This is a genomic window from Nocardioides daeguensis (assembly GCF_019192965.1).
Taxonomy (GTDB): domain Bacteria; phylum Actinomycetota; class Actinomycetes; order Propionibacteriales; family Nocardioidaceae; genus Nocardioides; species Nocardioides daeguensis.
The window spans coordinates 86,927-107,292 of record NZ_JAHTKU010000025.1 but is presented as its reverse complement, the minus strand read 5'-3'; the positions used below and the strand labels follow the sequence as shown (position 1 = coordinate 107,292).

The following is a 20,366-nucleotide window of genomic DNA, read 5'->3' as shown; positions in this document are numbered from 1 at the left end:
CTTCGTCAGCCGCGGATCCACGCCGCCACGGACGCGGCGAGCGGGAGCGGGCCCGCGTCCTCGTCGAGGAGCAGGTCGTAGCCGTGGCCGGACTCCGCCGGCTCGAACCGGCTGCCCTGCGGCGCGTTCTCGACGATGGCCCGCGACCCGTCGACCTTCTCCACGCCCTCGGCGTCGGCCATCGCGACGAGGACCGGGACCCGCAGCGCCCGACCGCCGTCGACGACCTCCGCCAGCCCGTCCCAGTCCACCGGCCCGGACAGGTCGACCGCGGCGTCGACACCGGGCACCGAGGCCGCGGTCATCAGCGCGACGCTGCCACCCATCGAGGCACCCACCACGACCACACGCGTCGCCCCGAGCTGGGACCGGGCCTCGCGCACGGCCACTCCCACCGCGTCCACCTGCCGCGGGCCCGACCGGTCGCCACGGCACTCCGACTCGCCGTACCGGCACAGGTCGACCGCGAGCACCTGCACCCCGGGCTCCGCGACCAGGTCGGCGGCGTACGGCAACCAGCCGCACAGCCCGTTGCCGTCGGTCTGGTGCAGCAGGACCGCGACCGTCGGCCCGGTCCCCGCGGTGGCCGCGCTGATCCGGCCGACCTCCGGGTCCTTCAGCACCGTCGGGACGAACCCGGCGTCGGCCACGTCCGGCGGCTGCGGACCGCAGCGACCGAGCGCTCCGGCGAGAGGCTGCCAGGGTGCCGACGTCGCCGTCGCCGTCGCGGTGGCTGTCGTGCTCGTCGGCGGACCGCTGTCCGGCCCGCCTGCCGGCTCGTCGTCCCCGCCGCAGCCGGCGAGCGGCAGCGCCGCCGCGAGGATGGTCGTCACTGCCCCGATGCGTGGACTCATCGGGTCATTGTCGCTCGGTGCGGCGCACGTGGGGCGAGATCAGCGCCGTGCGCACCGACATCTCGAGGTCGCGGTGCCGCAGCGTCGTGATCCGACGGCCCGGCTGGACCGCGTCCTTCACCGGGGACGTCCGCTCCCCCAGCAGCCTCGCCGCCGCGTCGATGTCCGGCACCGTGTGAGTGAGGCCCCACAGGCTCGACGGCCCCTCGCCCTGCGCGTCCGGCGAGCCGACGACCTCGAGGATCACCTCACCGAGGCGGAAGAACACCTGTCGCATCGCCGCCCCGCCGAGCGTCCCGTCCCGCTCCCGGCGTACGTCGAGCCCGAGGGACCGCAACGCCGCCGTGGTCCGGGCGAGGTCGGGCGAGAGGAGGACGACGTGGTCGAGGTGGGTCACGCCGTTGGGATGCTCCGAGGGCCGGCTCGGCTCGACGGTCGCCGGGGCGGCCGGGATGGTGGGGATGCCGTCGACATCGCTCGTGCCCGCCGGCACACCGCCCAGGGCCCACCCGACGATCCCGGTGCCGTGCTCGGTCCCGACGAGGCGGATCCGTACCGCCCCGACCCAGCAGCTCCCGTCGTCGTCCACGCTGAACCCGGCCTCCCGCCAGGAGGCCGGCGGATCGGCGACGACGAGCTCGGCGAGGGTGACGCTCACGGGTGCGAACCCTAGCCCGGGCTCAGCCGCGCTGCAGGTAGCCGCCCAGCAACCGTCGGAGCAGGGCGAGCGCCTGGTCCTTGCGGAGCGGGTCCTCGACCGGCTCCCCGAGGCGACGGGCCACGTGCACGAGAGCCGACTCGATGGTCTCGGCCATGAGCTGGGCATGCGGCTCGCCGTGGGCGACCAGGGCCGCGACCAGGGGTCGTTGCAGCTCGGCGTGGAAGGCCTCCATCGGCTCCTTGAGCAGGTGCGGGTCCGCCACCTCGCTCAGCGCGCTGGCCACGTCCTGCTCGGAGGAGGAGAACAGGTCGATGTTGGCGCAGACGTAGGCCCACACCTTCTCGCCCGGCGTGGTCGCCGCCTCCACCCTCGCGCGGACCTGTCCGGCCCACTCCGGGAAGACGTCGGCCACCACGGCGGCCAGCAGCTCCTCGCGCGAGGCGAAGTAGCGGTAGATGCTGGACCGGGCCAGCCCCGCGCGCTGAGCGGTCGCAGCCAGGGTGGGCGCCTGGCGGGTCTCACCGAGGATGGCCCGCGCACTGTCGAGCACGGCTCGGAGCTGCTGCTCGCGGTGTGCGGCCACGGTGGGCGCGGTGATCCGGGGCACGGCGCCTCCTTCCTTCTCGGCGACTCAGCGCGGGGCAGGCACCCCCAGCTTGCCGTCGATCATCTCGTGCACCCGATCGCAGTGGTGCAGCACGTCGTGGTCGTGGGTGACCATGATCGTCGCGACGCCGTGTGCGCGCGTCTCCCGGGCCAGCAGGGCGACGACGTCCTGGCTGCGCTGACGGTCCAGGGCCGCGGTCGGCTCATCGACCAGCAGCACGCTCGGCCGGGTGACCAGCGCCCGGGCGATTCCGATCCGCTGCCGCTCGCCGCCGGAGAGCTGATCGGGTCGCCGCTTGGCCTTGTGCGCCATCCCGACCGCCTCCAGCAGCTCCTGCGGGTCGCGGGGGGCCTCGGCCTTGCCGAAGGTCAGCGGCAGCCGGAGCTGGTCGATCGCGGTGAGGGCCGGGATGAGGTTGCTGGTCTGGAAGACGAAGCCGATCCTGGTCCGGCGCAACTCCGTCAACCGCGCGCGGTTGAGTCCGGCAAGCGCCGTACCGCCGAGGGTGACGGCGCCGGAGGTGGGCGCGATCAGAGCGCCGGCGACGGCGAGCAGGCTGGACTTGCCGGCGCCCGACGGGCCGACGATGGCCACGACCTCCCCCGGCGCCACCGCCAGGTCGACGTGGTCGAGGGCGGTGATGCTCTCGTCGCCGTCACCGTGGACGAGGCTGACCTCCTCGAGGACGAGGGCGGGCTCGGTCATCGGTTTCCTCCCAGAGCGGTGAGCGGGTCGACGCGGACGATCCGGACGACGGCGACGGTCGCGCCGACCAGGCCCAGCGCCACCAGGAACGCGGTGGCCACCGCGATGGGTCCTGCCTCCAGCGCGAAGGGCATCGGCGTGGAGCCGATCACGGCCCCCAGCGCGAGGCCGATCCCGACGCCCACGGCAGCGGCCAGGGCGAGCAGGATCAGCGACTGCACGATGCTGTCGCGGACGAGGTAGGCCGTCTTGGCCCCCATCGCCCGCATCACCGAGATCTCGGGGCGGCGCTGGATGGTGAGCACGGTGAAGAAGGCTCCGACGACCAGGGCCGAGATGGCGTAGAGGAAGACCTGGATGAGCTGCAGCGTCGAGGTCTCGGCGGTGTAGCCGGGCGAGGCGCCGTAGGACTGCTTGGTGGTCATCGAGGTGGTCCCCGCCGCCTTGTCGCCGGCCGCGAGGTCGACGTCCTCGCCGAGGACGGCGACGGCGGTGATCTCCCGGTAGACGCGGTCGGGCACCTGGTCGCCCTCGCGGACGCCGGCGCGGATCTCCTGCCAGGTCCGCAGCGGCAGATAGCCGACATCCACGTGGCCGAAGGTGTGCTGGTCGGCCAGGACGCCCACGACCCGCAGCTGGGCACCGGTCTGCTCCACGGTGATCACGTCGCCGACCTTGACCCCCTCCTCGGCCGCCGTGGCGCTGAGCACCACCTCGTCGGGTGCTCCGCTCAGCCCGGCTCCCTCGGCGACCCGGGGCGCGAGGAAGGAGTCGAGCTCGATGCCGAACAGGGCCAGGTCGATGGCGACGTCATGATCGGTCTTGCCGTTGACCAGCGCGTTGCCGAAGGGGGCCGCCTCCTCGACGCCGTCCTGCCGAGCCCACACGTCGACCGCCTCCCGGTCGATGAGGCTCCGCGAGAACGCGGCGTCCTTGCTGACGTCCTTCTGGAAGGCGAAGGAGGTGGCGGACATCCGCTGCAGCCCCGACACGCCGTCGTTGACGAGTCCCACCGACAGGCCGCTGAGCAGGACCATCAGGATCGCGATCAGCGCGACCACCGAACCCATGAGCGCGAAGCGACCGCGCGCGAACGCGATCTCACGCAGAGCGAGGAACACCGGCACTCCCAATCTTTGGCGACATCACGTCGCAATCATAGCAACATGACGTCGCGAACCTCGACGGTGTGCGCGGCGGTCGTCACGCCCGGACCGGCAGCCAGCGCGACACCCGAGCCCGGTAACGCGCATAGGCCTCGCCGAAGTTGGCCTCCATCGCGGCCTCCTCTGCGGGGATCTGCAGCCGGTCGACGAGGACGACGAACGCCGCGGCCGGGAGCGGGGTGAGCCAGCCGCCGCGACGCACGGCGTGGGCGGTGAGCAGGCCCGCCATGCCGACGTACATCGGGTTCCGGGTGAGCCGGTAGGCACCGCCGGTCACCATGCTGGAGGCCCGAGCGGGATCGAGCGGGTTCACGGTCGTGTGGTGCCGGCGGAAGGCCGCCACGGCACTGGCGTCCAACCCGAGCGCCGCAACGGCGATCCCCGCGGACGCGAGCTTGCGGGCCCCACCGGCCGGACGGTCAGGGGCGAGCAGGTGCTGGGCGATCCCTGCGGCCAGCGCGAACACGGGAGGCGGTACGACGGGCACGCATCGAGCCTGCCAGCCGTGCGACCGGCGCGGCAATGCCCGCTCGGGACCGGTCCTCGAGGTCACTCCCGCCCGGGACGGACCTCCCGGACGGCGTCCGTCCGAGCCTGGCCCCGCCCAGCACGGGACCGATCGCGAGCTCCGCCGGTCAGCGCTTGCGTCCCGACAACGCCGCGAGTCGGACGTCGTACTCCTCCGGATCGATCTCGCCGCGGGCGAGCCGCTCGGCGAGGATGTCTCGTGGGTCCTGCGCGCCGTGCTGCCGCGCCGGACCGAGCGAGCGCAGGACGGCGACGACGAGCAGCGCCGTCAGCACCCAGAAGCCGCTCATGCCCAGGGCCATGGCGAGCCAGCCTCCCCAGCCTGCATCGTGATGCCACCACATGGATGTCACCTCCCTCCGGCTCGGCTCCTCCTTCCTGATCGTCGCGCCCCGTGCGCCCTCAGGGAAGGGGCCTGCGCCGGGGACCGGCGGGTCTTTGGACCCTTTCCGCCGTCGCCCGGGCGGGCCGGACGCGGGTCAGGCCATGGCGGAGCGGGCCGCGTCCCGCACCTTGTCGACGAGTGCCGCCAGCGGACCGACGGCGGCGTTCACGACGGCCGACTCGCCGGCCCTGGGGTGCGGATGGGTGGGAGCGACCCGCTCGACCGCCTTGACCGCTGCGGCCATCCTCTCCAGCTCCCCCGGCGCCGCATCGGCGAGGAGGAGCGGGAACTCCAGCTCCTCCTCGTTGCGGGCGTGGGCGAGGACCGCCTCGCGCAGCCGGGCGAGCCCGGCGGCGAAGTGGGGCGAGGTGGTGTCCATGCCGTCGAGGGAGGAGAGCAGCTTCTTCGCCTCGTGCTCCTCGGCCTGCCGCGCCTCCACCACGTCGCCGTACCCGTGCCGGGTGGCGCTCGGGTGGGTCACGATCTCCTCGGCAGCCTCGTGGACCGACAGCATCCGCCGGAGCTCGTCGAAGGCCCGGGTCCGCTCGTCGGCGTCGGTGGTCGAGTGCACCTCGTCGAAGAGCTTCTCGATGTGGCGGTGCTGGTCGGTGAGCAGCTCGACGACGTTCTTGTCTGCCATGGGATCCTCCTGGTTCGGGGTCGTTGGACCCCGGTACCCGGACGGACCCGCCCGATGCGGCGACTCACACGTTGAAGCGGAACTCCACCACGTCACCGTCGGCCATGACGTAGTCCTTGCCCTCCATCCGGACCCGGCCGGCCTCCTTGGCCTTGTTCATCGACCCGGCGGCGAGCAGGTCCGCGAAGGAGACGACCTCGGCCTTGATGAAGCCCTTCTGGAAGTCGGTGTGGATGACACCGGCGGCCTCGGGGGCGGTGGCGCCCTTGGGGATGGTCCAGGCGCGGGCCTCCTTGGGCCCGGCGGTGAGGTAGGTCTGCAGGCCGAGGGTGTCGAAGCCGACCCGGGCGAGGACCTCGAGGCCGGGCTCGGTCACGCCGGCCTCGGCGAGGAACTCGGCGGCCTCCTCCTCGTCGAGCTCGATCAGCTCGGACTCGAACTTCGCGTCGAGGAAGATCGCCTCGGCCGGGGCGACCAGCGCGCGCATCTTCTCCTTGAGCGAGTCGTCCTGGAGCTCGTCGGCGTCGCAGTTGAAGACGTAGATGAACGGCTTGGCCGTCAGCAGCGACAGCTCGCGCAGCAGCGAACGGTCGATGGAGGTGGCGATGATCGGCGTGCCGGCCTCGAGCGCCTCCTTGGCCTCCTTGGCGGCCTCGAGGTTGGCGGCGAGGTCCTTGACCTTGCGCGCCTCCTTCTCCAACCGGACCACGGCCTTCTCGACCGTCTCGAGGTCGGCGAGGATCAGCTCGGTCTGGATGGTGGAGATGTCGTTGCCGGGGTTGACCTCGCCGTCGACGTGGGTGACGTCCTCGTCGCGGAAGACGCGGGTCACCTGGCAGATCGCGGCGGACTCACGGATGTGGGCGAGGAACTTGTTGCCGAGTCCCTCCCCCTGGGACGCGCCGCGGACGATGCCGGCGATGTCGACGAACTCGACGGTCGCCGGCAGCTGCCGCTCGGAGCCGAAGATCTCGGCGAGCTGGGCCAGGCGCGGGTCGGGCACGCCCACCACGCCCACGTTGGGCTCGATGGTGGCGAACGGGTAGTTCGCCGCGAGGACGTCGTTCTTGGTCAGCGCGTTGAAGAGGGTCGACTTGCCCGCGTTGGGGAGACCGACGATGCCGATGGTGAGTGCCACGGACGCTGAGTCTAGGGCGGTACGACGAGGGGCCCGAATCACCGACCGGGGCCCCTCGCCGTTCACCGCGGAGAGGTCACGAGCCGTACAGCGCCCGCGCCCCCTCGGCGTCGGACGCCTGGAACGCCAGGTCGGCCGACCCGCCGTTGCACTGCGGGTAGTGCATGATCGAGGAGGAGTCGTACGGCGTCAGCGGGCGCCAGTTGTTGTCCTCGAAGCAGGTGCCGGACTCGGGGCGGGTGTGCTCGTGCCGGAAGCCGAGGGTGTGGCCCAGCTCGTGGCCGAGGATGTCGCCGGGCTCCCAGGTGCCGGAGGTCCAGATCGAGTCGTCGACGAGGACGTTGCGCTGCCGCTTCGGGGTGCTGGGGAAGAACGCCCGGGCGATGTACTGGGTGGTGGCGACCGGCTCGACGGAGAACAGGACGGTGTTGTTGCGCGTCGTGCACTTGCCGTCCTGGGCGGGCACGTAGACGAAGTCGATCTTCGACGACGCCGCCTCCCACAGCCCGGCGCCGGCGCTCATCGCGGCGACGATGTCGTCGTGGCGGGTGCCGAACTTCGTGCTGACGCAGTAGGTCAGGTTGGCGACCTGTGCGGCGCTCCACCTGTCGTCGACCCCGTTGACGGTGTTGACGACGAGGCCCTCGGTCGGGGTGCTCTCCGGGCCGACCAGGCGCTCGTAGAACTTCTTCAGCTCGCCGTTGCCGCTGACCGCCTCGTCGCCGTTGACGACGTAGGCGCCGTCGACGTCGACGTACGTCGCGGCCCGGAACTCCTGGTACGTCGGCACGTCGGTGGTGCTGTCGGCACCAGCGGCGGACGACACGGTCGCGCCCGTGAAGGCGGCGACCAGGCACGCGGCTCCGGCGGAGATCTTGTGGATCCGGGAAGACAACATGCAGGGAACCTTTCGGTGGAAGGTGGGTGATCGGCGCTCATCGAAGCGCGGCCCCGGACCTGCCGACAAGGGGTTCGGATCCTCACAAAGGAGCAGGCCCCGGGGCTGCACGAATGTGAGCCACGCAAGCTCTTGCGGAGCGGCGGATCAGGCCTGGAACCGGTCGGACAGCGCATAGCGCAGCAGCGCCACGTCGCCGATCGCCCGGCTCTCGACGAGCTCGGCGCGTCGGCCGGCGCGCCAGGGGAACTCGCCGTCGCCGACGAACCGGCGCGCCCGGGAGTCGCCGACGAAGAAGGGCGCGACCACGAGCTGCAGCTCGTCGGCGATCCCGGCGGCCAGGAACTGCGTGTGCACCCTCCCCCCGCCCTCGACCATCAGCCGGCGCACGCCGCGCGCGCCCAGGTCGGCCACGAGGTCGGCCATCCGCACCTCGTCGCCGAGCGCGACCACCTCGGCGCGGGCACCCACCCGGCTCTCGAGGACGGGCACGGTCGCGTCGGGGCAGTAGACGAGCTTCTCCCCGTCCCCGACGGTGAAGAAGCGGGCGTCCGGCGCGAGGTCGCCGCGCGAGGTCAGGGTGACCTTGAGCGGGCCGGCCGGCCGCCCCTCGGCCACCCGACGCGCCCGCCGCTGCGCGGAGCGGACCTGCAGCCGCGGGTCGTCGTTGCGGACGGTCGCCGCGCCCACCAGGATCGCGTCGCAGCCCGCCCGCACCTCGTCGACGCGGTCGAAGTCGGCGTCGTTGGAGAGCAGCAACCGCTCCTCGCCGCCGCTGTCGAGGTAGCCGTCGAGGGAGATGCAGCAGCTCAGGAGGACGTAGGGCCGCTCGCCCATGCGGGTCCTCCGTTCACGATGCCGGGAAGGGTCGCGACCAGCGACATGATGCCGTAGACGACGGCGACCTCGACGCCCGTGGCGGCGCCGATCCCGGCCGCGCCGAACGCCCAGGCGGCGGCGCCCTCCCGCGGCCCCCACCCGGCGATGCTCACCGGGACGGCCGAGGCGAGCAGCACCAGCAACGCCAGCGCGAGCAGCCGGGGCGTGGGCGCGGTGACGCCGGCGGTGCGGGCCGCGACGAGGAACACCAGCACGTGGCCGCTCGCCGCCAGCGCGGACAGCACCAGCACCTCCGGCCACACTCCGGCGACCGCCGCGGCCGCCTCGCTCCGGAGCGCAGCGAGCACGAACCCGGTCACGACGACGACCACGACCAGCGCGGCGAGCACGGTCAGCACCCAGCCGCGCAGCGCCGGCGGCAGCAGCGGTACGGCGGCGACGACGAGCGCCACCTGGACCACCTGCCCGCTCGCCCGGTCCCCGACCACCGAGAGCAGGCCGCGGCCCACCGCGCCGGCGTCCTGTCCGTGCCGGAACCCGCGGTGCACGTCGCCGAGCACCCCGCCGGGCAGGGTGGCGTTGAGGAGCTGGGCGCGGTAGCAGGTGCGGTAGGCGTCGCGGAACGGGATCCCGACGCCGAGGCCGGTGGCGATCAGGCTCCACCGCCGCGCGCAGCAGGCCGTGCTCAGCGCCGTGACGACCAGCGCGATCGCGAGCGCGCGGGGGTCGGTGTGGGCGAGACCGTCGAGGAACGGCTCCGCGCCCAGGCGCACCGCCAGGACGACCAGGATCGCGGCCGCCGCGGCCAGCCGGACCCGGGGGCCCAGCGCCGTCCGGGTCCTGCCCACCGTGCTCGTCCTGCCGGTCGTCGTGGCGATGGCTACCTCCTCGTCTCGCCCGTGCGTACGACGTCCGGCGCGACCAGGTTCAGCACCCGGCTCACCTCGGCGGCGGTTGCCTCCCACGTCCCGAGGCTGCGCCGGCGCTGTGCGGCGGCGTCCCGCCACCGGTCCCGCAGGCCGGGGTCGCCCAGCCAGCCGCGCAGCACCTCCGCGAGCGCGGCCGGGGCGCCGGCCGGGACGAGGGCGCCGGGCACCACCCCGTCGCCGCCCGCGCCCAGCGCCTCGGCGTGACCGCCCACGTCGGTCACGATCGCGGGCAGCCCACGGGCCAGGCCCTCGGCGAGCGCCATGCCGTAGGACTCGCGCCGCGACGGCGCCACCACCAGGTCGCTCGCCGAGCGGAGCTCCTCCAGCGCGGCCGGCGGGAGCGGGCCGAGGAGCTCGATCCGGCCGTCCAGGCCGAGCTCCCGGACCCGCGCGCGGAAGTCATCGGTGTACGACGGCAGCAGGTCGAGCGCCCCGGCACACCGGCAGTGCCAGTCGAGGTCGGCGAGGTCGGCGAGGGCACCGAGCAGGTCGTCGTACCCCTTGGCGGGGGTCAGCGGCCCCACGCAGAGCAGGTTCGCGCCACGCGCCGAGCCGGTCACGACCGGGCCGGGCTCGACGCCCGGCCGCGCGACGTGCACCCGCTCGGGTGGGATCCGCAGCCGGTCGATCACCCAGCCCCGCGCCCACGCGCTGGTGGTCACGACGGCGGCGACCGCGGCCAGCACCGCCGGCTCGGCCGGCCCCGACTCCGGCATGTGCAGCAGGACCGCCACCCGGAGCCGGCGGCTCTCCGCGACCAGGACCTCCGTCGTCGAGGCGACCAGCCCATCGACGAGGACCAGCGCTGCGTCGGGCAGGCCGGCGAGCACGCTCCCGAGGCCGGCGGCGCCGACCGGGTGCTCCCGCACCTCCACACCGCGCGCCTCCAGGGCCGCGGCCAGCCGGCGGTCATAGACGTTGCCGCCGCTGGGGCGGCGCAGGTCGTCGACGCCGTCGGGCAGCACCAGGTGGAGCGTCACAACGTCCGCTCGTAGCTGGCCCGGGCGACGTGCGACTCGTGCAGGGTGACCTCGATCCCGGCGAGGGTGCAGCCCCCGGGCCCGAGGTCGCCGGACGAGGCACGCTCGGCCAGCCGGTCGGCGACCCAGCGCGCGAGCACCTCGGTCGAGCTGTTCTGTCCGGCGAGGCCGAGCCCGTCGTCCGTCCGCTCGTCATCGAGGTTGCGGTAGTGCAGGCGGCCCAGCACCTCGCGCACGACGTCGGTGGCGCGGCCGATGTCGACCAGGATCCCGTCGGCGTCGAGGTCCGGACCGGCGAAGGTCGCGTCGACGACGTAGGTCGCGCCGTGCAGCCGCTGCGCCGGTCCGAACACCTCGCCGGTCAGGCTGTGGGCGATCATGATGTGGTCGCGGACGGTCACCCGGAACATCAGGCCTCCTGGTCGGTCTCGTGGGAGTAGTCGATCGCGTGGCACAGCCCTGGCAGCGAGCCGGCGGCGACCCTCGCCATCACCTCGGGCAGCTCGGCGAACGGCGAGCAGCCGGTGAGCAGCGCGTCGAAGGCGGGGTCGCGGAGCAGCTCGAGCGCCAGCACCAGGCGGTCGCGGTGGCTGCGGGTGGCGCGGCGGGCGGGCGCGACGGATCCCACCTGGCTGCTGCGCAGGGTCAGCCGGGAGGAGTGGAACGCCTCCCCCAGCGGTACGGCGACCGGTCGGTCGCCGTACCAGGACAGGTCCAGGACGGTGCCCTCCGGCTGGGCCAGCTCGAGCGCCCGCCGCAGCCCGGACCCGGTCGCGCTGGTGTGCACGACGAGGTCGCTGCGACCGGGCTCGTCGCCGGGTCCCGCGAAGCCGGCACCCAGCGCCGCCGCCACGTCGGCCCGGCCGGCATCGGTGTCGACGAGGGTGACCCGCGCCCCGGGCACGCCCGCGGCCAGCCGCGCGACGCAGCAGCCCACGAGGCCGGCGCCGACGACCGTGACGTGGTCGCCGAGCAGGGGCGGCGCGTCCCACAGCGCGTTCAGGGCCGTCTCCACGGTCCCGGCCAGCACCGCCCGCTCGGCCGGGACGCCGTCGGGCACGGGGACGACCGCGGCGGCCGGGACGACGTACGCCGTCTGGTGGGGGTGCAGGCAGAACACGGTGCGCCCCACGAGGTCGTCCGGACCGCGCTCGACGACGCCGACGCTGAGGTAGCCGTGCTTCACCGGGCCGGGGAAGTCGCCCTCCTGGAAGGGCGCCCGCATGGTGGCGTGCTGGCTGACCGGCACCCGGCCGGCATGGACGAGCGACTCGGTGCCGCGGCTGATGCCCGAGCGCAGCGCCCGGACCAGCACCTCGCCGGCGCCCGGCTCGGGCAGGGCGACCGGCCGGATCTCGCCGTGTCCCGGCTCGGTGATCCAGTAGGCCCGCGCCTGCTTGACCACGCGGGCTCCTCTCGTTGAACTGGCGTGCGTCGTTCGTCGTAGGTCTCTCCAACCTAGGACACGGAGGTGCGATGGATCGGGTTCAGCGCGGCGCGCGTCTCGGGCCTGCCGACCGGGTCACCGCGACCCGCGCCGCCCTCGCCGTCGGGGTCGCGGTGCTCACCGTGCGCGGCCTGGTCGTCCCCCTGTCCCCTCGGCTGACCGCGGCCCTGGTCGGGATGAGCGCGGTGGCGCTGGCGCTGGACGCGGTCGACGGGTACGTGGCGCGCCGTACCGGCACGGCGAGCCCCTTCGGCGCCCGGTTCGACATGGAGACCGACGCGTTCCTGATCGCCGTGCTCAGCGTGCACGTGGCGCCGCAGCTCGGCTGGTGGGTGCTGGCGATCGGCGCGATGCGCTACGCCTACGTCCTCGCCGGACGGGCCCTGCCGTGGCTGCGCGGCCCGACCCCGCCGCGGTACTGGGCCAAGGTCGTCGCCGCGGTCCAGGGCATCGTGCTGACCGTCGCCTCCTCCACGCTGCTGCCCCCCGCGTCGGCCCGCACCCTGCTGGCGCTGGCGCTGCTGCTGCTCGTGGAGTCCTTCGGGCACGACGTGGTCTGGCTGTGGCGGCACCGGTACGACGCCCCCGGCACCCCGCTGCCCGCCGGCACCACCCGCCCGTCGCCGCGCCTGGTCACCCTGGCGGCGGTGGCCGCGCTGTGGGTCGCGCTCGCGCCGCCGCACGTCGCGGACGGGATCGGCCCGGCCGACTTCGCCCGGATCCCGGTGGAGGGCGTGGTGCTGGTGGCGCTGGCGGTCGTGCTGCCGACCCGCGGGCGCCGGGTGCTGGCGGTCCTGCTCGGCGCCGTGGTGACGGCGCTGGCGGTGCTGCGCGGCCTCGGCCTGGGCTTCGACGTCTACCTCGGCCGGCCGTTCCACGTGCTCGGCGACTGGTCGTACCTGCCCAAGGGGTACGAGGTCGTCCGCGACACCCAGGGCGGGCCGGTGGCGGTCGGCGCGCTGGTCGGCGTGGTGGCGCTGGTGGCCGCGCTGGCCGCCGTCCTCACCTGGGCGGCGGCCCGGGTCGCCCAGGCCTCGGCCGAGCATCCGCGCACGACCTGGCGCGCCCTGACTGCGCTGGGCACCGTGTGGGTGGTGTGCGCCACCTTCGGCGGACCGGTGGACCGGGTCGCCGCCGCCGGGTCCGCCGGGTTGGTCGTCGACACCGTCGACCAGGTCCGCGCCGACCGCCGCGACACCCGGGTCTTCGCCCGGGAGCTCGCCACCGACGCCTACGCCAGGACGCCCGGCGACCAGCTGCTGCTCGGCCTGCGCGGCAAGGACGTGCTCCTGGTGTGGTTCGAGAGCTACGGCCGGGTCGCGGTGGAGGACAGCTGGTTCGCGCCGTCGGTCGTCCGGGTCCTCCAGGAGGGCGACCGGGAGCTGGCCGCGGCCGGCTACCACTCCCGCAGCGCGTTCCTCACCTCGCCGACCTTCGGCGCCGGCAGCTGGCTGGCGCACGCGACCCTGCAGTCGGGGGCGTGGACGAACAGCGAGCGGCGCTACGGCCAGCTCCTCGGCAGCGTCCGGCTCAGCCTCACCCGGGCGTTCGCCTCCGCCGGCTGGCGCACCGTGTTCGACGTACCCGCCAACACCCGGGACTGGCCCGACGGGGCGGCGTACTACGGCTTCGACCAGCTCTACGACTCCCGCAACGTCGGCTACCGCGGGCCGAGGTTCGGCTACGCGCCAATGCCCGACCAGTACACGCTCGACCACCTCCGCAGGACGGAGCTCACGCCGGGGCGACGCGCGCCGGTTTTCGCCGAGGTGGACCTGATCTCCAGTCACCACCCGTGGGCCCCGGTGCCGGAGCCGGTGCCGTGGGCCGACGTCGGCGACGGCTCGGTGTACGCCGGCATGCCGGCGCGCGGCGCGGACGGGGTCGACGGCCGCCGCCACCCCCGGACCGCGCAGCGCGACTACGCCGCGTCGGTGCGCTACACCTGGCGCACCCTGATCTCGTTCCTGACCACCTACCCCGACCCCGACCGGGTGGTCGTGATCGTCGGCGACCATCAGCCGCACTCGTACGTGAGCGGCCGGGACCCCGGGCACGACGTACCGATCACGGTGCTCGCGCAGGACCCCGCGAGCGTCGCGCGGATCGACGGCTGGGGCTGGCAGCCCGGCATCCTGCCCTCCCCCGACGCGCCCGTGTGGCGGATGGACACGGTGCGGGACCGGTTCCTGGCGGCGTACGCCAGGTGAACCGGATGCCCGTGCGCCGCGTGTACCCCTCAGACGAGCGTGAGGAGAGCGCGATGGGCATCCGAGTGATCGGTGCGCTGGCGGCCGTGGTGACCGCGGCGGTGCACCTCTACCTGTGGTTCGACGGCGTGCGCGACCAGGGCACCGTCGGGCAGCTGTTCGTGGTCAACGTGGTCGCGGGTGCGGTGATCGCCGTCCTCGTCGTCGCCTGGCGCAGCTGGGTCCCGCTGGTCCTGCTGGCCGGCCTCGGCGCCACCACCCTGGTGGCGTTCATCATCGCCACGACCGGTGGGCTGTTCGGAATCCACACGACCTGGGACACCTGGTACGCCTGGCTGGCGGCGATCTCCGAGATCGTGGCGGTCGTGGTCGCGGTCGCCGCGGCGGCGGCGGAGGGCTGGTTCGGCTCACTGCGCCAGGCGAAGGACTGAGTAGCCCGACTCCGTGCGGACCTCGACCGACGCGATGTCGCCGGGCGCCACCGCCGTCGCCATGGTGACGTGGACCTCCTGGCCGTCGGCGGTGCGCCAGGTGCCGACCTGCTCGGACCGGCCGTCGGTCGAGGTCACGACGAGGACGTACGTCGTCGGGCCCGCGACCGGCCCCTCGTAGGTGCAGGTCAGCTCGATCCGGGTCCCCCAGCCGCGCCGGGTCAGCGAGACCCAGCCCGAGGACGGGGTGCCGAGCGCGTCCATCCGCTGCGCGGCGGCGAGCTGCTGCTGCGGCGCGGCGTCGTCGCCCAGGGTGGTGCCGATGCCGACCGCCAGGAGGGCCAGGAGCACCGCGGCCGCGGCCACGAAGGAGCCGACCGCGACCCGGTGCCGGCCCCGCGCCCGGCGTACCTCGGCCTGCATCGCGGGCAGCAGGGTCGGGGGCAGCGGCTCGGCCGGCCGCAGCTGCTCGACCGTCTCCGCCTGCACCCTGCCCAGCAGGCCGGGGATCCCGGCCAGGTCGCGCAGCGCGCGGGTGCACTCGGCACAGCCCGGCAGGTGCCGCTCGTAGGCCGCCCGCTCCGCCGCGGCCAGCGCACCGAGGACGTAGACACCGTCGAGGTGGGCGAACTCGCAGCCCGTCGCGGGGTGGGTCACGACGCCACCCCCGTCTCCTCGAGGATCAGTCGCAGCGCGCGCAGGGCGTAGTGGGTACGGGACTTCACGGTTCCTTCCGGGATGTCGAGGCGGCGGGCGGCCTCGGCCACCGACCGACCCCGGTAGTAGCACTCGACGAGCACCGCACGGTGGTCGTCGGACAGCTGGCGCAGGGCGTCGGCGACGACCCACGACAACAGCAGCTCGTCGGTGCCGTCGTCGCCCACCTCGCCCGGCGGCGGCTCCGCGGTCGCGAACTCCCGGGTCCCCCGCCGTGAGCGCCACTCGTCGATCACGATGTTGCGCGCGACCGTGAACAGCCACGAGCGGACCGAGCCCCGGGACTCGGTGAGGACCGCGGCGTTGCGCCAGGCCCGCAGCATCGTCTCCTGCGCGACGTCCTCCGCCCGGGCCCGGTCGTTGCCGGTCAGGTGCAGGCAGAAGCCCCACAGGGCCGACGCGTGGTCGTCGTACAGCGCCTGCATCGCCGTGGCCGGGTCCTCGCTCATCCGCACCTCCCGGCCGGGGATACGGCGAGGCGGTCCGGCCGGTTCAATGCGCGCGCGGCGAGGACGGACCCGGCGACGCACGCCGGACCGACTCCCCGCCGGACGCGGTCCATGTCTGCAGACTAGGGTTGGCCGGTGCGACTGGCCACCTGGAACGTCAACTCCCTGCGCACGCGGATCGACCGCGTCGAAGCCTTCCTCGACCGGCACGAGATCGACGTGCTCGCCGTGCAGGAGACCAAGGCCCGCGAGGAGCAGCTGCCGCTGATGGGCCTGCAGGCGCGCGGCTACGAGGTCGCCGCGCACGGCCTGAACCAGTGGAACGGGGTCGCGATCTTCAGCCGGGTCGGCCTCGACGACGTCACCGTCGGCTTCCCCGAGCAACCCGGCTTCGGCGACGCCCTCGAGGTCGAGGCGCGCGCCCTCGGCGCGACGTGCGGCGGTGTCCGGGTCTGGAGCCTGTACGTCCCCAACGGCCGCAAGCCCGACGACCCGCACTACGTCTACAAGCTGGACTGGCTGACCCGGCTGCGCGCGGCCGCCTCCTCCTGGCTGGACGTGCCCACCGCGCTGGTCGGCGACTGGAACATCTGCCCGACCGACGACGACGTCTTCGACGTCGCCCAGTTCAAGAACTCCACCCATGTCACGCCCGCCGAGCGGGCCGCGTTCCAGGCATTCCTCGACAGCGGCTGGTCGGAGGTCACCCGGTCCTACGCGCCGGGCTACACCTACTGGGACTACTACCGCCAACGCTTCGAGCGCGACCGCGGGCTCAAGATCGACTTCGTCCTGGGGTCCGCGGCGTTCGCGGAGCGGGTCAAGGGCGCCTTCATCGACCGGGAGGAGCGGGACCCGGCGGTGTTCGCGGGTGCCCCCTCCGACCACGCTCCCGTGGTCGTCGAGCTGGCCGACTGATCGGCCCGCGCGGGCTCAATCCCCGGTTCCGCCGGACCGATGCCCTAGCGTGAAGGGGTGAGCAGCCCGGCGCAGCGGCGCCACCGCACCCTGTGGGAGGAGGGCCGCCGTCCCGGTCGGGAGGTGGCCTCGCTCGCGGTCGCGCTCCTGCTGAGTGCGACCGTGCTCGACCTGGCGCTGTCCGAGGGACTCGGGCTGTTCTTCGACCTGACGTTCGTGACGCTGTGCGTGGGAGCCGCGCTCGCCGTACGACCGCCGGACTTCTTCGCCGTCGGGGTGCTGCCGCCGCTCGCGATGGCGCTCGTGGTCCTGCTGCTCGGCATCAGCGACCGCGACAGCATCGCGCGAGCCGACGACGGGCTCGCCCAGGCGTTGCTCTCGGGGCTCTCGCGCCACGGCATCGCACTCGCGCTGGGGTACGCCGCCTGCCTGGGCCTGCTGGCCCTGCGCCGCTCGTTCGCCGAGCGCCACCCGCGGGGCTAGAACCGGTCGGGGTCCCCCGCGCCGCGCCGGATGACCTCGGGGTAGCCCTCGGACCAGTCGACGACGGTGGTCGGCTCGGGCTTCACCTCGCCCGCCTCGATGACGATGTCGACCTCGTGGTCGAGGTCCTCCTTGATCTCCCAGCCCATGGTCCGCGGCTCGGTCTCTCCGGGCAGGATCAGGGTGGAGCTCAGCAGCGGCTCCCCGAGCTCCTCGAGCAGGGCCTGCACGAAGACGTGGTCGGGGATCCGGACGCCCACGGTCTTCTTCTTCGGGTGCAGCAGCCGCTTCGGCACCTCGGGCATCGCGGTCAGGATGAAGGTGTACGGGCCCGGCGTCGCCGACCGGATGGCACGGAACGCCGAGTTGTCGACGTGCACCAGCTGGCCCAGCTGCGAGAAGTCGCGGCACATCAGCGTGAAGTGGTGCTTGTCGTCGAGGCCGCGGATCCGCAGGATCCGGTCGCGTCCCTCGCGGTTGCCGATCCGGCAGCCCAGCGCGTAGCCGGAGTCGGTCGGGTACGCGATCAGCGCGTCGTCCCGCAACGCGGCGACGATCTGCTGCAGCGTGCGCGGCTGCGGGTTGTCCGGGTGGACGTCGAGGTAGCGGGCCATGGCTAGAGCCGCACTGCCGTCTTGGTACTGCGCCCGGCGGCCTTGAGGTCGCGGTGCAGCTCCTTGGGCAGCGAGAAGGCCAGGGTCTCCTCCGCCGTCTGGACCGACCGTGCGTCCGGGTAGCCGCGCTCGGCGAGATGGGCCAGGACCTCGGTGACGAGGTGGTCGGGGACCGAGGCTCCCGAGGTGACGCTGACCGTCGCGGCGCCGTCGAGCCAGGACTCGTCGAGCTCGGACACGTCGTCGATGCGGTACGACGCCTTCGCGCCCGCCTCCAGGGCCACCTCGACGAGGCGCACCGAGTTGGAGGAGTTGGCCGAGCCGACCACGATCACCAGGTCCGCGGCCGCACCGATCTCCTTGACCGCGACCTGGCGGTTCTGGGTGGCGTAGCAGATGTCGTCGCTCGGCGGGTCCTCGAGCTGTGGGAACTTCGCACGCAGCCGGCGCACGGTCTCCATGGTCTCGTCGACGCTGAGCGTGGTCTGCGAGAGCCACGCGAGCTTCGCGTCGGCTGGGAACTCCAGCCTGTCCACGTCGTCGGGGTGCTCGACCAGGACGGTCTGCTCGGGAGCCTCGCCGGCGGTGCCCTCGACCTCCTCGTGGCCCGCGTGCCCGATCAGCAAGATGGTGTAGCCATCGGCCGCGAACCGGACCGCCTCGCGGTGCACCTTGGTCACCAGCGGGCAGGTGGCGTCGATGGTCTTCAGGTCGCGCTCGGCCGCCTCGCTCACCACGGCCGGCGAGACGCCGTGCGCCGAGAACACCACCCGGGCACCGGCCGGGACCTCGTCGAGCTCCTCGACGAAGATCGCGCCCCGCGCCTCGAGGTTGGCCACGACGTGCTTGTTGTGGACGATCTGCTTGCGCACGTAGACCGGGGAGCCGTAGAGGTCCAGGGCCTGCTCCACCGTCACCACCGCCCGGTCGACGCCCGCGCAGTAGCCCCGGGGCGCGGCGAGCAGCACCTCACGCTCGCTGTCCTCGAGCCGGCGCGGCGTTCCCAGGTCGATCGTCATGGGTCCCAGTCTACGGACGCGCGCGGACCACCCGAAAAGCACGACGCCCCGCCACCCTCGCGGGTGACGGGCCGTCGGAGAGCCTCAGCTCAGGCCTTGTCGGCGTCCTCGGCGGGCGCCTCCTCGGCGACCTCCTCGGTGACCTCGGCCTCGGCCTCGGGGGCCTCGACCTCGGCGGCCTCGGTCTCCTCGACCTCGGGCGCCTCCTCGACCGGCGCCGGGGCGGCCGCGGCGGCCGGAGCAGCCTTCGGGGCGGCCGGCTTGAACGCCTCGGTCACCAGCTCGATGACCGCCATGGGGGCGTTGTCGCCCGCACGGTTGCCGATCTTGGTGATCCGGGTGTAGCCACCCGGACGCTCGGCGAAGGTCGGCGCGATGTCCGCGAACAGGGTGTGCACGACACCCTTGTCGCGGATGTCCTTGAGGACCTCGCGGCGCTGGTGCAGCGGGTTCTCGCCGGCGTGGGCCTTCTTCGCCTTGGTGATCAGCTTCTCCGCGTACGGACGCAGCGTGCGCGCCTTGGCCTCGGTGGTCGTGATCCGGCCGTGCTCGAAGAGCGAGGTGGCCAGGTTCGACAGGATGAGGCGCTGGTGCGCGGCGCTACCGCCGAGGCGGGGGCCCTTCTTGGGCTTGGGCATTGCTTCTCTCGATTCTCCCCGGCCGTGTCAGGTACCGGGGTAGGTGGTGTCCCGGGTGGGACGGATCAGGTCAGAACTCCTCGGACTCGATGAACGACTCGTCGTCGTCCTCGTCGTCCGAGTAGTTGGCCAGGGCGGCCGACGGGTCGAAGCCCGGGGCGCTGTCCTTGAGGGACAGACCCATCTCGTGGAGCTTGGCCTTGACCTCGTCGATGGACTTCGCACCGAAGTTACGGATGTCCAGCAGGTCCTGCTCCGAGCGGCTGAGGAGCTCACCCACGGTGTGGATGCCCTCGCGCTTGAGGCAGTTGTAGGACCGCACGGTCAGCTGCAGGTCCTCGACCGGGAGGGCGAGGTCGGCGGCGAGCTGCTCGTCGACGGGCGACGGGCCGATGTCGATGCCCTCGGCCTCGACGTTGAGCTCACGGGCCAGGCCGAAGAGCTCGACCAGCGTCTTGCCGGCCGACGCGATGGCGTCGCGCGGCAGGATCGACGGCTTGGTCTCGACGTCGATGACGAGCTTGTCGAAGTCGGTGCGCTGCTCGACACGGGTGGCCTCGACCTTGTAGGTCACCTTGAGGACCGGGCTGTAGATCGAGTCGACCGGGATCCGGCCGATCTCGTTGTCGGCGCCCTTGTTCTGGACGGCCGAGACGTAGCCGCGGCCGCGCTCCACGACGAGCTCGAGCTCGAGCTTGCCGTTGTCGGAGAGGGTGGCGATCTTCAGGTCGGGGTTGTGGACCTCGACGCCGGCCGGCGGCGCGATGTCGGCACCCGTCACGTCACCGGCACCCGACTTGCGCAGGTACATGGTGACCGGCTCGTCGTGCTCGGAGGAGACGACGAGGCCCTTGAGGTTGAGGATGATCTCGGTGACGTCTTCCTTCACGCCCTCGATGGTCGAGAACTCGTGGAGGACGCCGTCGATCTTGATGCTGGTGACCGAGGCACCGGGGATCGAGGAGAGGAGGGTACGACGCAGCGAGTTGCCGAGCGTGTAGCCGAAGCCGGGCTCGAGCGGCTCGATGACGAAGCGCGACCGGAACTGGTCGACGGTCTCCTCCGACAGGGTGGGGCGCTGTGCGATGAGCACTTGTTTCGTTCCTTTC

Annotated in this window: 25 protein-coding genes; 4 read left to right on the top strand and 21 right to left on the bottom strand. The window is 73.2% G+C overall.

Annotated features, from left to right (window positions below; translation table 11 throughout):
• Positions 1 to 5 precede the first annotated feature (5 nt).
• The 15 genes from KU893_RS20485 to KU893_RS20415 all read right to left on the bottom strand — a co-directional run bounded on the left by KU893_RS20485 (position 6) and on the right by KU893_RS20415 (position 11,736).
• Positions 6 to 854, bottom strand: coding sequence for an alpha/beta hydrolase (locus KU893_RS20485; RefSeq protein WP_218236235.1), 849 nt, complete (start codon positions 852 to 854; stop codon positions 6 to 8).
• A 4-nt stretch (positions 855 to 858) separates the two neighbouring features.
• Positions 859 to 1,512 (bottom strand): VOC family protein, encoded by a 654-nt coding sequence (locus KU893_RS20480; protein WP_218236234.1) that lies wholly within the window; start codon positions 1,510 to 1,512, stop codon positions 859 to 861.
• Positions 1,513 to 1,534: 22 nt separating this feature from the next.
• Positions 1,535 to 2,122 carry a TetR/AcrR family transcriptional regulator gene (locus KU893_RS20475; protein WP_218236233.1) on the bottom strand — a complete coding sequence of 196 codons (588 nt, stop codon included), beginning with the start codon at positions 2,120 to 2,122 and terminating at the stop codon, positions 1,535 to 1,537.
• 24 nt (positions 2,123 to 2,146) lie between these two features.
• Complete coding sequence (locus KU893_RS20470) at positions 2,147 to 2,827, bottom strand: ABC transporter ATP-binding protein (RefSeq protein ID WP_218236232.1); 681 nt, start codon at positions 2,825 to 2,827, stop codon at positions 2,147 to 2,149.
• Entirely contained in the window at positions 2,824 to 3,948 is a 1,125-nt protein-coding gene (locus KU893_RS20465; RefSeq protein WP_218236231.1) for an ABC transporter permease, read from the bottom strand. The genes KU893_RS20470 and KU893_RS20465 overlap by 4 nt, the downstream gene beginning before the upstream one ends.
• 82 nt (positions 3,949 to 4,030) lie before the next feature.
• Entirely contained in the window at positions 4,031 to 4,480 is a 450-nt protein-coding gene (locus tag KU893_RS20460) for a methyltransferase family protein (protein ID WP_218236230.1), read from the bottom strand.
• 148 nt (positions 4,481 to 4,628) lie between these two features.
• Positions 4,629 to 4,823, bottom strand: a complete 195-nt coding sequence (locus KU893_RS20455) for an SHOCT domain-containing protein (protein ID WP_218236229.1) — start codon at positions 4,821 to 4,823, stop codon at positions 4,629 to 4,631.
• Between the two features lie 177 nt (positions 4,824 to 5,000).
• Entirely contained in the window at positions 5,001 to 5,546 is a 546-nt protein-coding gene (locus KU893_RS20450) for a hemerythrin domain-containing protein (protein WP_218236228.1), read from the bottom strand.
• Between the two features lie 64 nt (positions 5,547 to 5,610).
• A complete protein-coding gene (gene ychF, locus KU893_RS20445; protein ID WP_218236227.1) occupies positions 5,611 to 6,684 on the bottom strand; it encodes a redox-regulated ATPase YchF in 1,074 nt (357 codons plus the stop codon).
• Between the two features lie 76 nt (positions 6,685 to 6,760).
• On the bottom strand, positions 6,761 to 7,582 hold the full coding sequence (locus KU893_RS20440; RefSeq protein WP_218236226.1) for a zinc metalloprotease: 822 nt from the start codon (positions 7,580 to 7,582) through the stop codon (positions 6,761 to 6,763).
• Positions 7,583 to 7,729: 147 nt separating this feature from the next.
• Positions 7,730 to 8,419: a RibD family protein gene (locus KU893_RS20435; RefSeq protein ID WP_218236225.1), complete on the bottom strand. Its 690-nt coding sequence runs from the start codon at positions 8,417 to 8,419 to the stop codon at positions 7,730 to 7,732.
• Positions 8,392 to 9,270 (bottom strand): lysylphosphatidylglycerol synthase domain-containing protein, encoded by an 879-nt coding sequence (locus KU893_RS20430; protein WP_257440819.1) that lies wholly within the window; start codon positions 9,268 to 9,270, stop codon positions 8,392 to 8,394. The genes KU893_RS20435 and KU893_RS20430 overlap by 28 nt, the downstream gene beginning before the upstream one ends.
• A 32-nt stretch (positions 9,271 to 9,302) precedes the next feature.
• On the bottom strand, positions 9,303 to 10,331 hold the full coding sequence (locus KU893_RS20425; RefSeq protein ID WP_218236224.1) for a glycosyltransferase family 4 protein: 1,029 nt from the start codon (positions 10,329 to 10,331) through the stop codon (positions 9,303 to 9,305).
• Positions 10,328 to 10,741, bottom strand: coding sequence for a 6-pyruvoyl trahydropterin synthase family protein (locus KU893_RS20420; protein WP_218236223.1), 414 nt, complete (start codon positions 10,739 to 10,741; stop codon positions 10,328 to 10,330). The genes KU893_RS20425 and KU893_RS20420 overlap by 4 nt, the downstream gene beginning before the upstream one ends.
• Entirely contained in the window at positions 10,741 to 11,736 is a 996-nt protein-coding gene (locus KU893_RS20415; protein WP_218236222.1) for a zinc-dependent alcohol dehydrogenase, read from the bottom strand. The genes KU893_RS20420 and KU893_RS20415 overlap by 1 nt, the downstream gene beginning before the upstream one ends.
• A gap of 71 nt (positions 11,737 to 11,807) precedes the next feature.
• On the opposite strand from KU893_RS20415, the gene KU893_RS20410 reads away from it, so the two are divergent.
• On the top strand, positions 11,808 to 13,988 hold the full coding sequence (locus KU893_RS20410; RefSeq protein ID WP_218236221.1) for a CDP-alcohol phosphatidyltransferase family protein: 2,181 nt from the start codon (positions 11,808 to 11,810) through the stop codon (positions 13,986 to 13,988).
• Positions 13,989 to 14,041: 53 nt separating this feature from the next.
• Positions 14,042 to 14,419 carry a hypothetical protein gene (locus KU893_RS20405; RefSeq protein WP_218236220.1) on the top strand — a complete coding sequence of 126 codons (378 nt, stop codon included), beginning with the start codon at positions 14,042 to 14,044 and terminating at the stop codon, positions 14,417 to 14,419.
• Here the strand turns inward: KU893_RS20405 and KU893_RS20400 are convergent.
• Positions 14,396 to 15,076, bottom strand: a complete 681-nt coding sequence (locus KU893_RS20400; RefSeq protein WP_218236219.1) for a hypothetical protein — start codon at positions 15,074 to 15,076, stop codon at positions 14,396 to 14,398. The two genes, KU893_RS20405 and KU893_RS20400, sit on opposite strands and share 24 nt — an antisense overlap.
• Positions 15,073 to 15,585 (bottom strand): sigma-70 family RNA polymerase sigma factor, encoded by a 513-nt coding sequence (locus KU893_RS20395; RefSeq protein WP_218236218.1) that lies wholly within the window; start codon positions 15,583 to 15,585, stop codon positions 15,073 to 15,075. The genes KU893_RS20400 and KU893_RS20395 overlap by 4 nt, the downstream gene beginning before the upstream one ends.
• 135 nt (positions 15,586 to 15,720) lie before the next feature.
• Between KU893_RS20395 and KU893_RS20390 the strand changes: the two genes are divergently transcribed.
• Together KU893_RS20390 and KU893_RS20385 are read left to right on the top strand one after the other, a co-directional pair.
• Entirely contained in the window at positions 15,721 to 16,503 is a 783-nt protein-coding gene (locus tag KU893_RS20390; protein ID WP_218236217.1) for an exodeoxyribonuclease III, read from the top strand.
• 57 nt (positions 16,504 to 16,560) lie between these two features.
• Complete coding sequence (locus KU893_RS20385) at positions 16,561 to 16,986, top strand: DUF6542 domain-containing protein (protein ID WP_218236216.1); 426 nt, start codon at positions 16,561 to 16,563, stop codon at positions 16,984 to 16,986.
• Here KU893_RS20385 and KU893_RS20380 read toward each other — a convergent pair.
• From KU893_RS20380 to KU893_RS20365, 4 genes are all read right to left on the bottom strand, one after another.
• Entirely contained in the window at positions 16,983 to 17,600 is a 618-nt protein-coding gene (locus KU893_RS20380; protein WP_218236215.1) for an L-threonylcarbamoyladenylate synthase, read from the bottom strand. The two genes, KU893_RS20385 and KU893_RS20380, sit on opposite strands and share 4 nt — an antisense overlap.
• Before the next feature lie 2 nt (positions 17,601 to 17,602).
• Positions 17,603 to 18,619: a 4-hydroxy-3-methylbut-2-enyl diphosphate reductase gene (locus KU893_RS20375; protein ID WP_218236214.1), complete on the bottom strand. Its 1,017-nt coding sequence runs from the start codon at positions 18,617 to 18,619 to the stop codon at positions 17,603 to 17,605.
• A gap of 89 nt (positions 18,620 to 18,708) precedes the next feature.
• Positions 18,709 to 19,257, bottom strand: a complete 549-nt coding sequence (gene rplQ, locus KU893_RS20370) for a 50S ribosomal protein L17 (RefSeq protein ID WP_218236213.1) — start codon at positions 19,255 to 19,257, stop codon at positions 18,709 to 18,711.
• Positions 19,258 to 19,327: 70 nt separating this feature from the next.
• Positions 19,328 to 20,350 carry a DNA-directed RNA polymerase subunit alpha gene (locus tag KU893_RS20365; protein ID WP_139621498.1) on the bottom strand — a complete coding sequence of 341 codons (1,023 nt, stop codon included), beginning with the start codon at positions 20,348 to 20,350 and terminating at the stop codon, positions 19,328 to 19,330.
• Between the last annotated feature and the right edge of the window lie 16 nt (positions 20,351 to 20,366).

Bases quoted from the DNA above. Each gene is read 5' to 3' on its own strand.
- rplQ (WP_218236213.1), bottom strand. From the start codon at position 19,257: ATGCCCAAGCCCAAGAAGGGCCCCCGCCTCGGCGGTAGCGCCGCGCAC.
- KU893_RS20435 (WP_218236225.1), bottom strand. From the start codon at position 8,419: ATGGGCGAGCGGCCCTACGTCCTCCTGAGCTGCTGCATCTCCCTCGAC.
- KU893_RS20395 (WP_218236218.1), bottom strand. From the start codon at position 15,585: ATGAGCGAGGACCCGGCCACGGCGATGCAGGCGCTGTACGACGACCAC.
- KU893_RS20410 (WP_218236221.1), top strand. From the start codon at position 11,808: ATGGATCGGGTTCAGCGCGGCGCGCGTCTCGGGCCTGCCGACCGGGTC.
- KU893_RS20470 (WP_218236232.1), bottom strand. From the start codon at position 2,827: ATGACCGAGCCCGCCCTCGTCCTCGAGGAGGTCAGCCTCGTCCACGGT.
- KU893_RS20375 (WP_218236214.1), bottom strand. From the start codon at position 18,619: ATGACGATCGACCTGGGAACGCCGCGCCGGCTCGAGGACAGCGAGCGT.
- KU893_RS20380 (WP_218236215.1), bottom strand. From the start codon at position 17,600: ATGGCCCGCTACCTCGACGTCCACCCGGACAACCCGCAGCCGCGCACG.
- KU893_RS20405 (WP_218236220.1), top strand. From the start codon at position 14,042: ATGGGCATCCGAGTGATCGGTGCGCTGGCGGCCGTGGTGACCGCGGCG.
- KU893_RS20455 (WP_218236229.1), bottom strand. From the start codon at position 4,823: ATGGCCCTGGGCATGAGCGGCTTCTGGGTGCTGACGGCGCTGCTCGTC.
- KU893_RS20440 (WP_218236226.1), bottom strand. From the start codon at position 7,582: ATGTTGTCTTCCCGGATCCACAAGATCTCCGCCGGAGCCGCGTGCCTG.
- KU893_RS20450 (WP_218236228.1), bottom strand. From the start codon at position 5,546: ATGGCAGACAAGAACGTCGTCGAGCTGCTCACCGACCAGCACCGCCAC.
- KU893_RS20420 (WP_218236223.1), bottom strand. From the start codon at position 10,741: ATGTTCCGGGTGACCGTCCGCGACCACATCATGATCGCCCACAGCCTG.
- KU893_RS20485 (WP_218236235.1), bottom strand. From the start codon at position 854: ATGAGTCCACGCATCGGGGCAGTGACGACCATCCTCGCGGCGGCGCTG.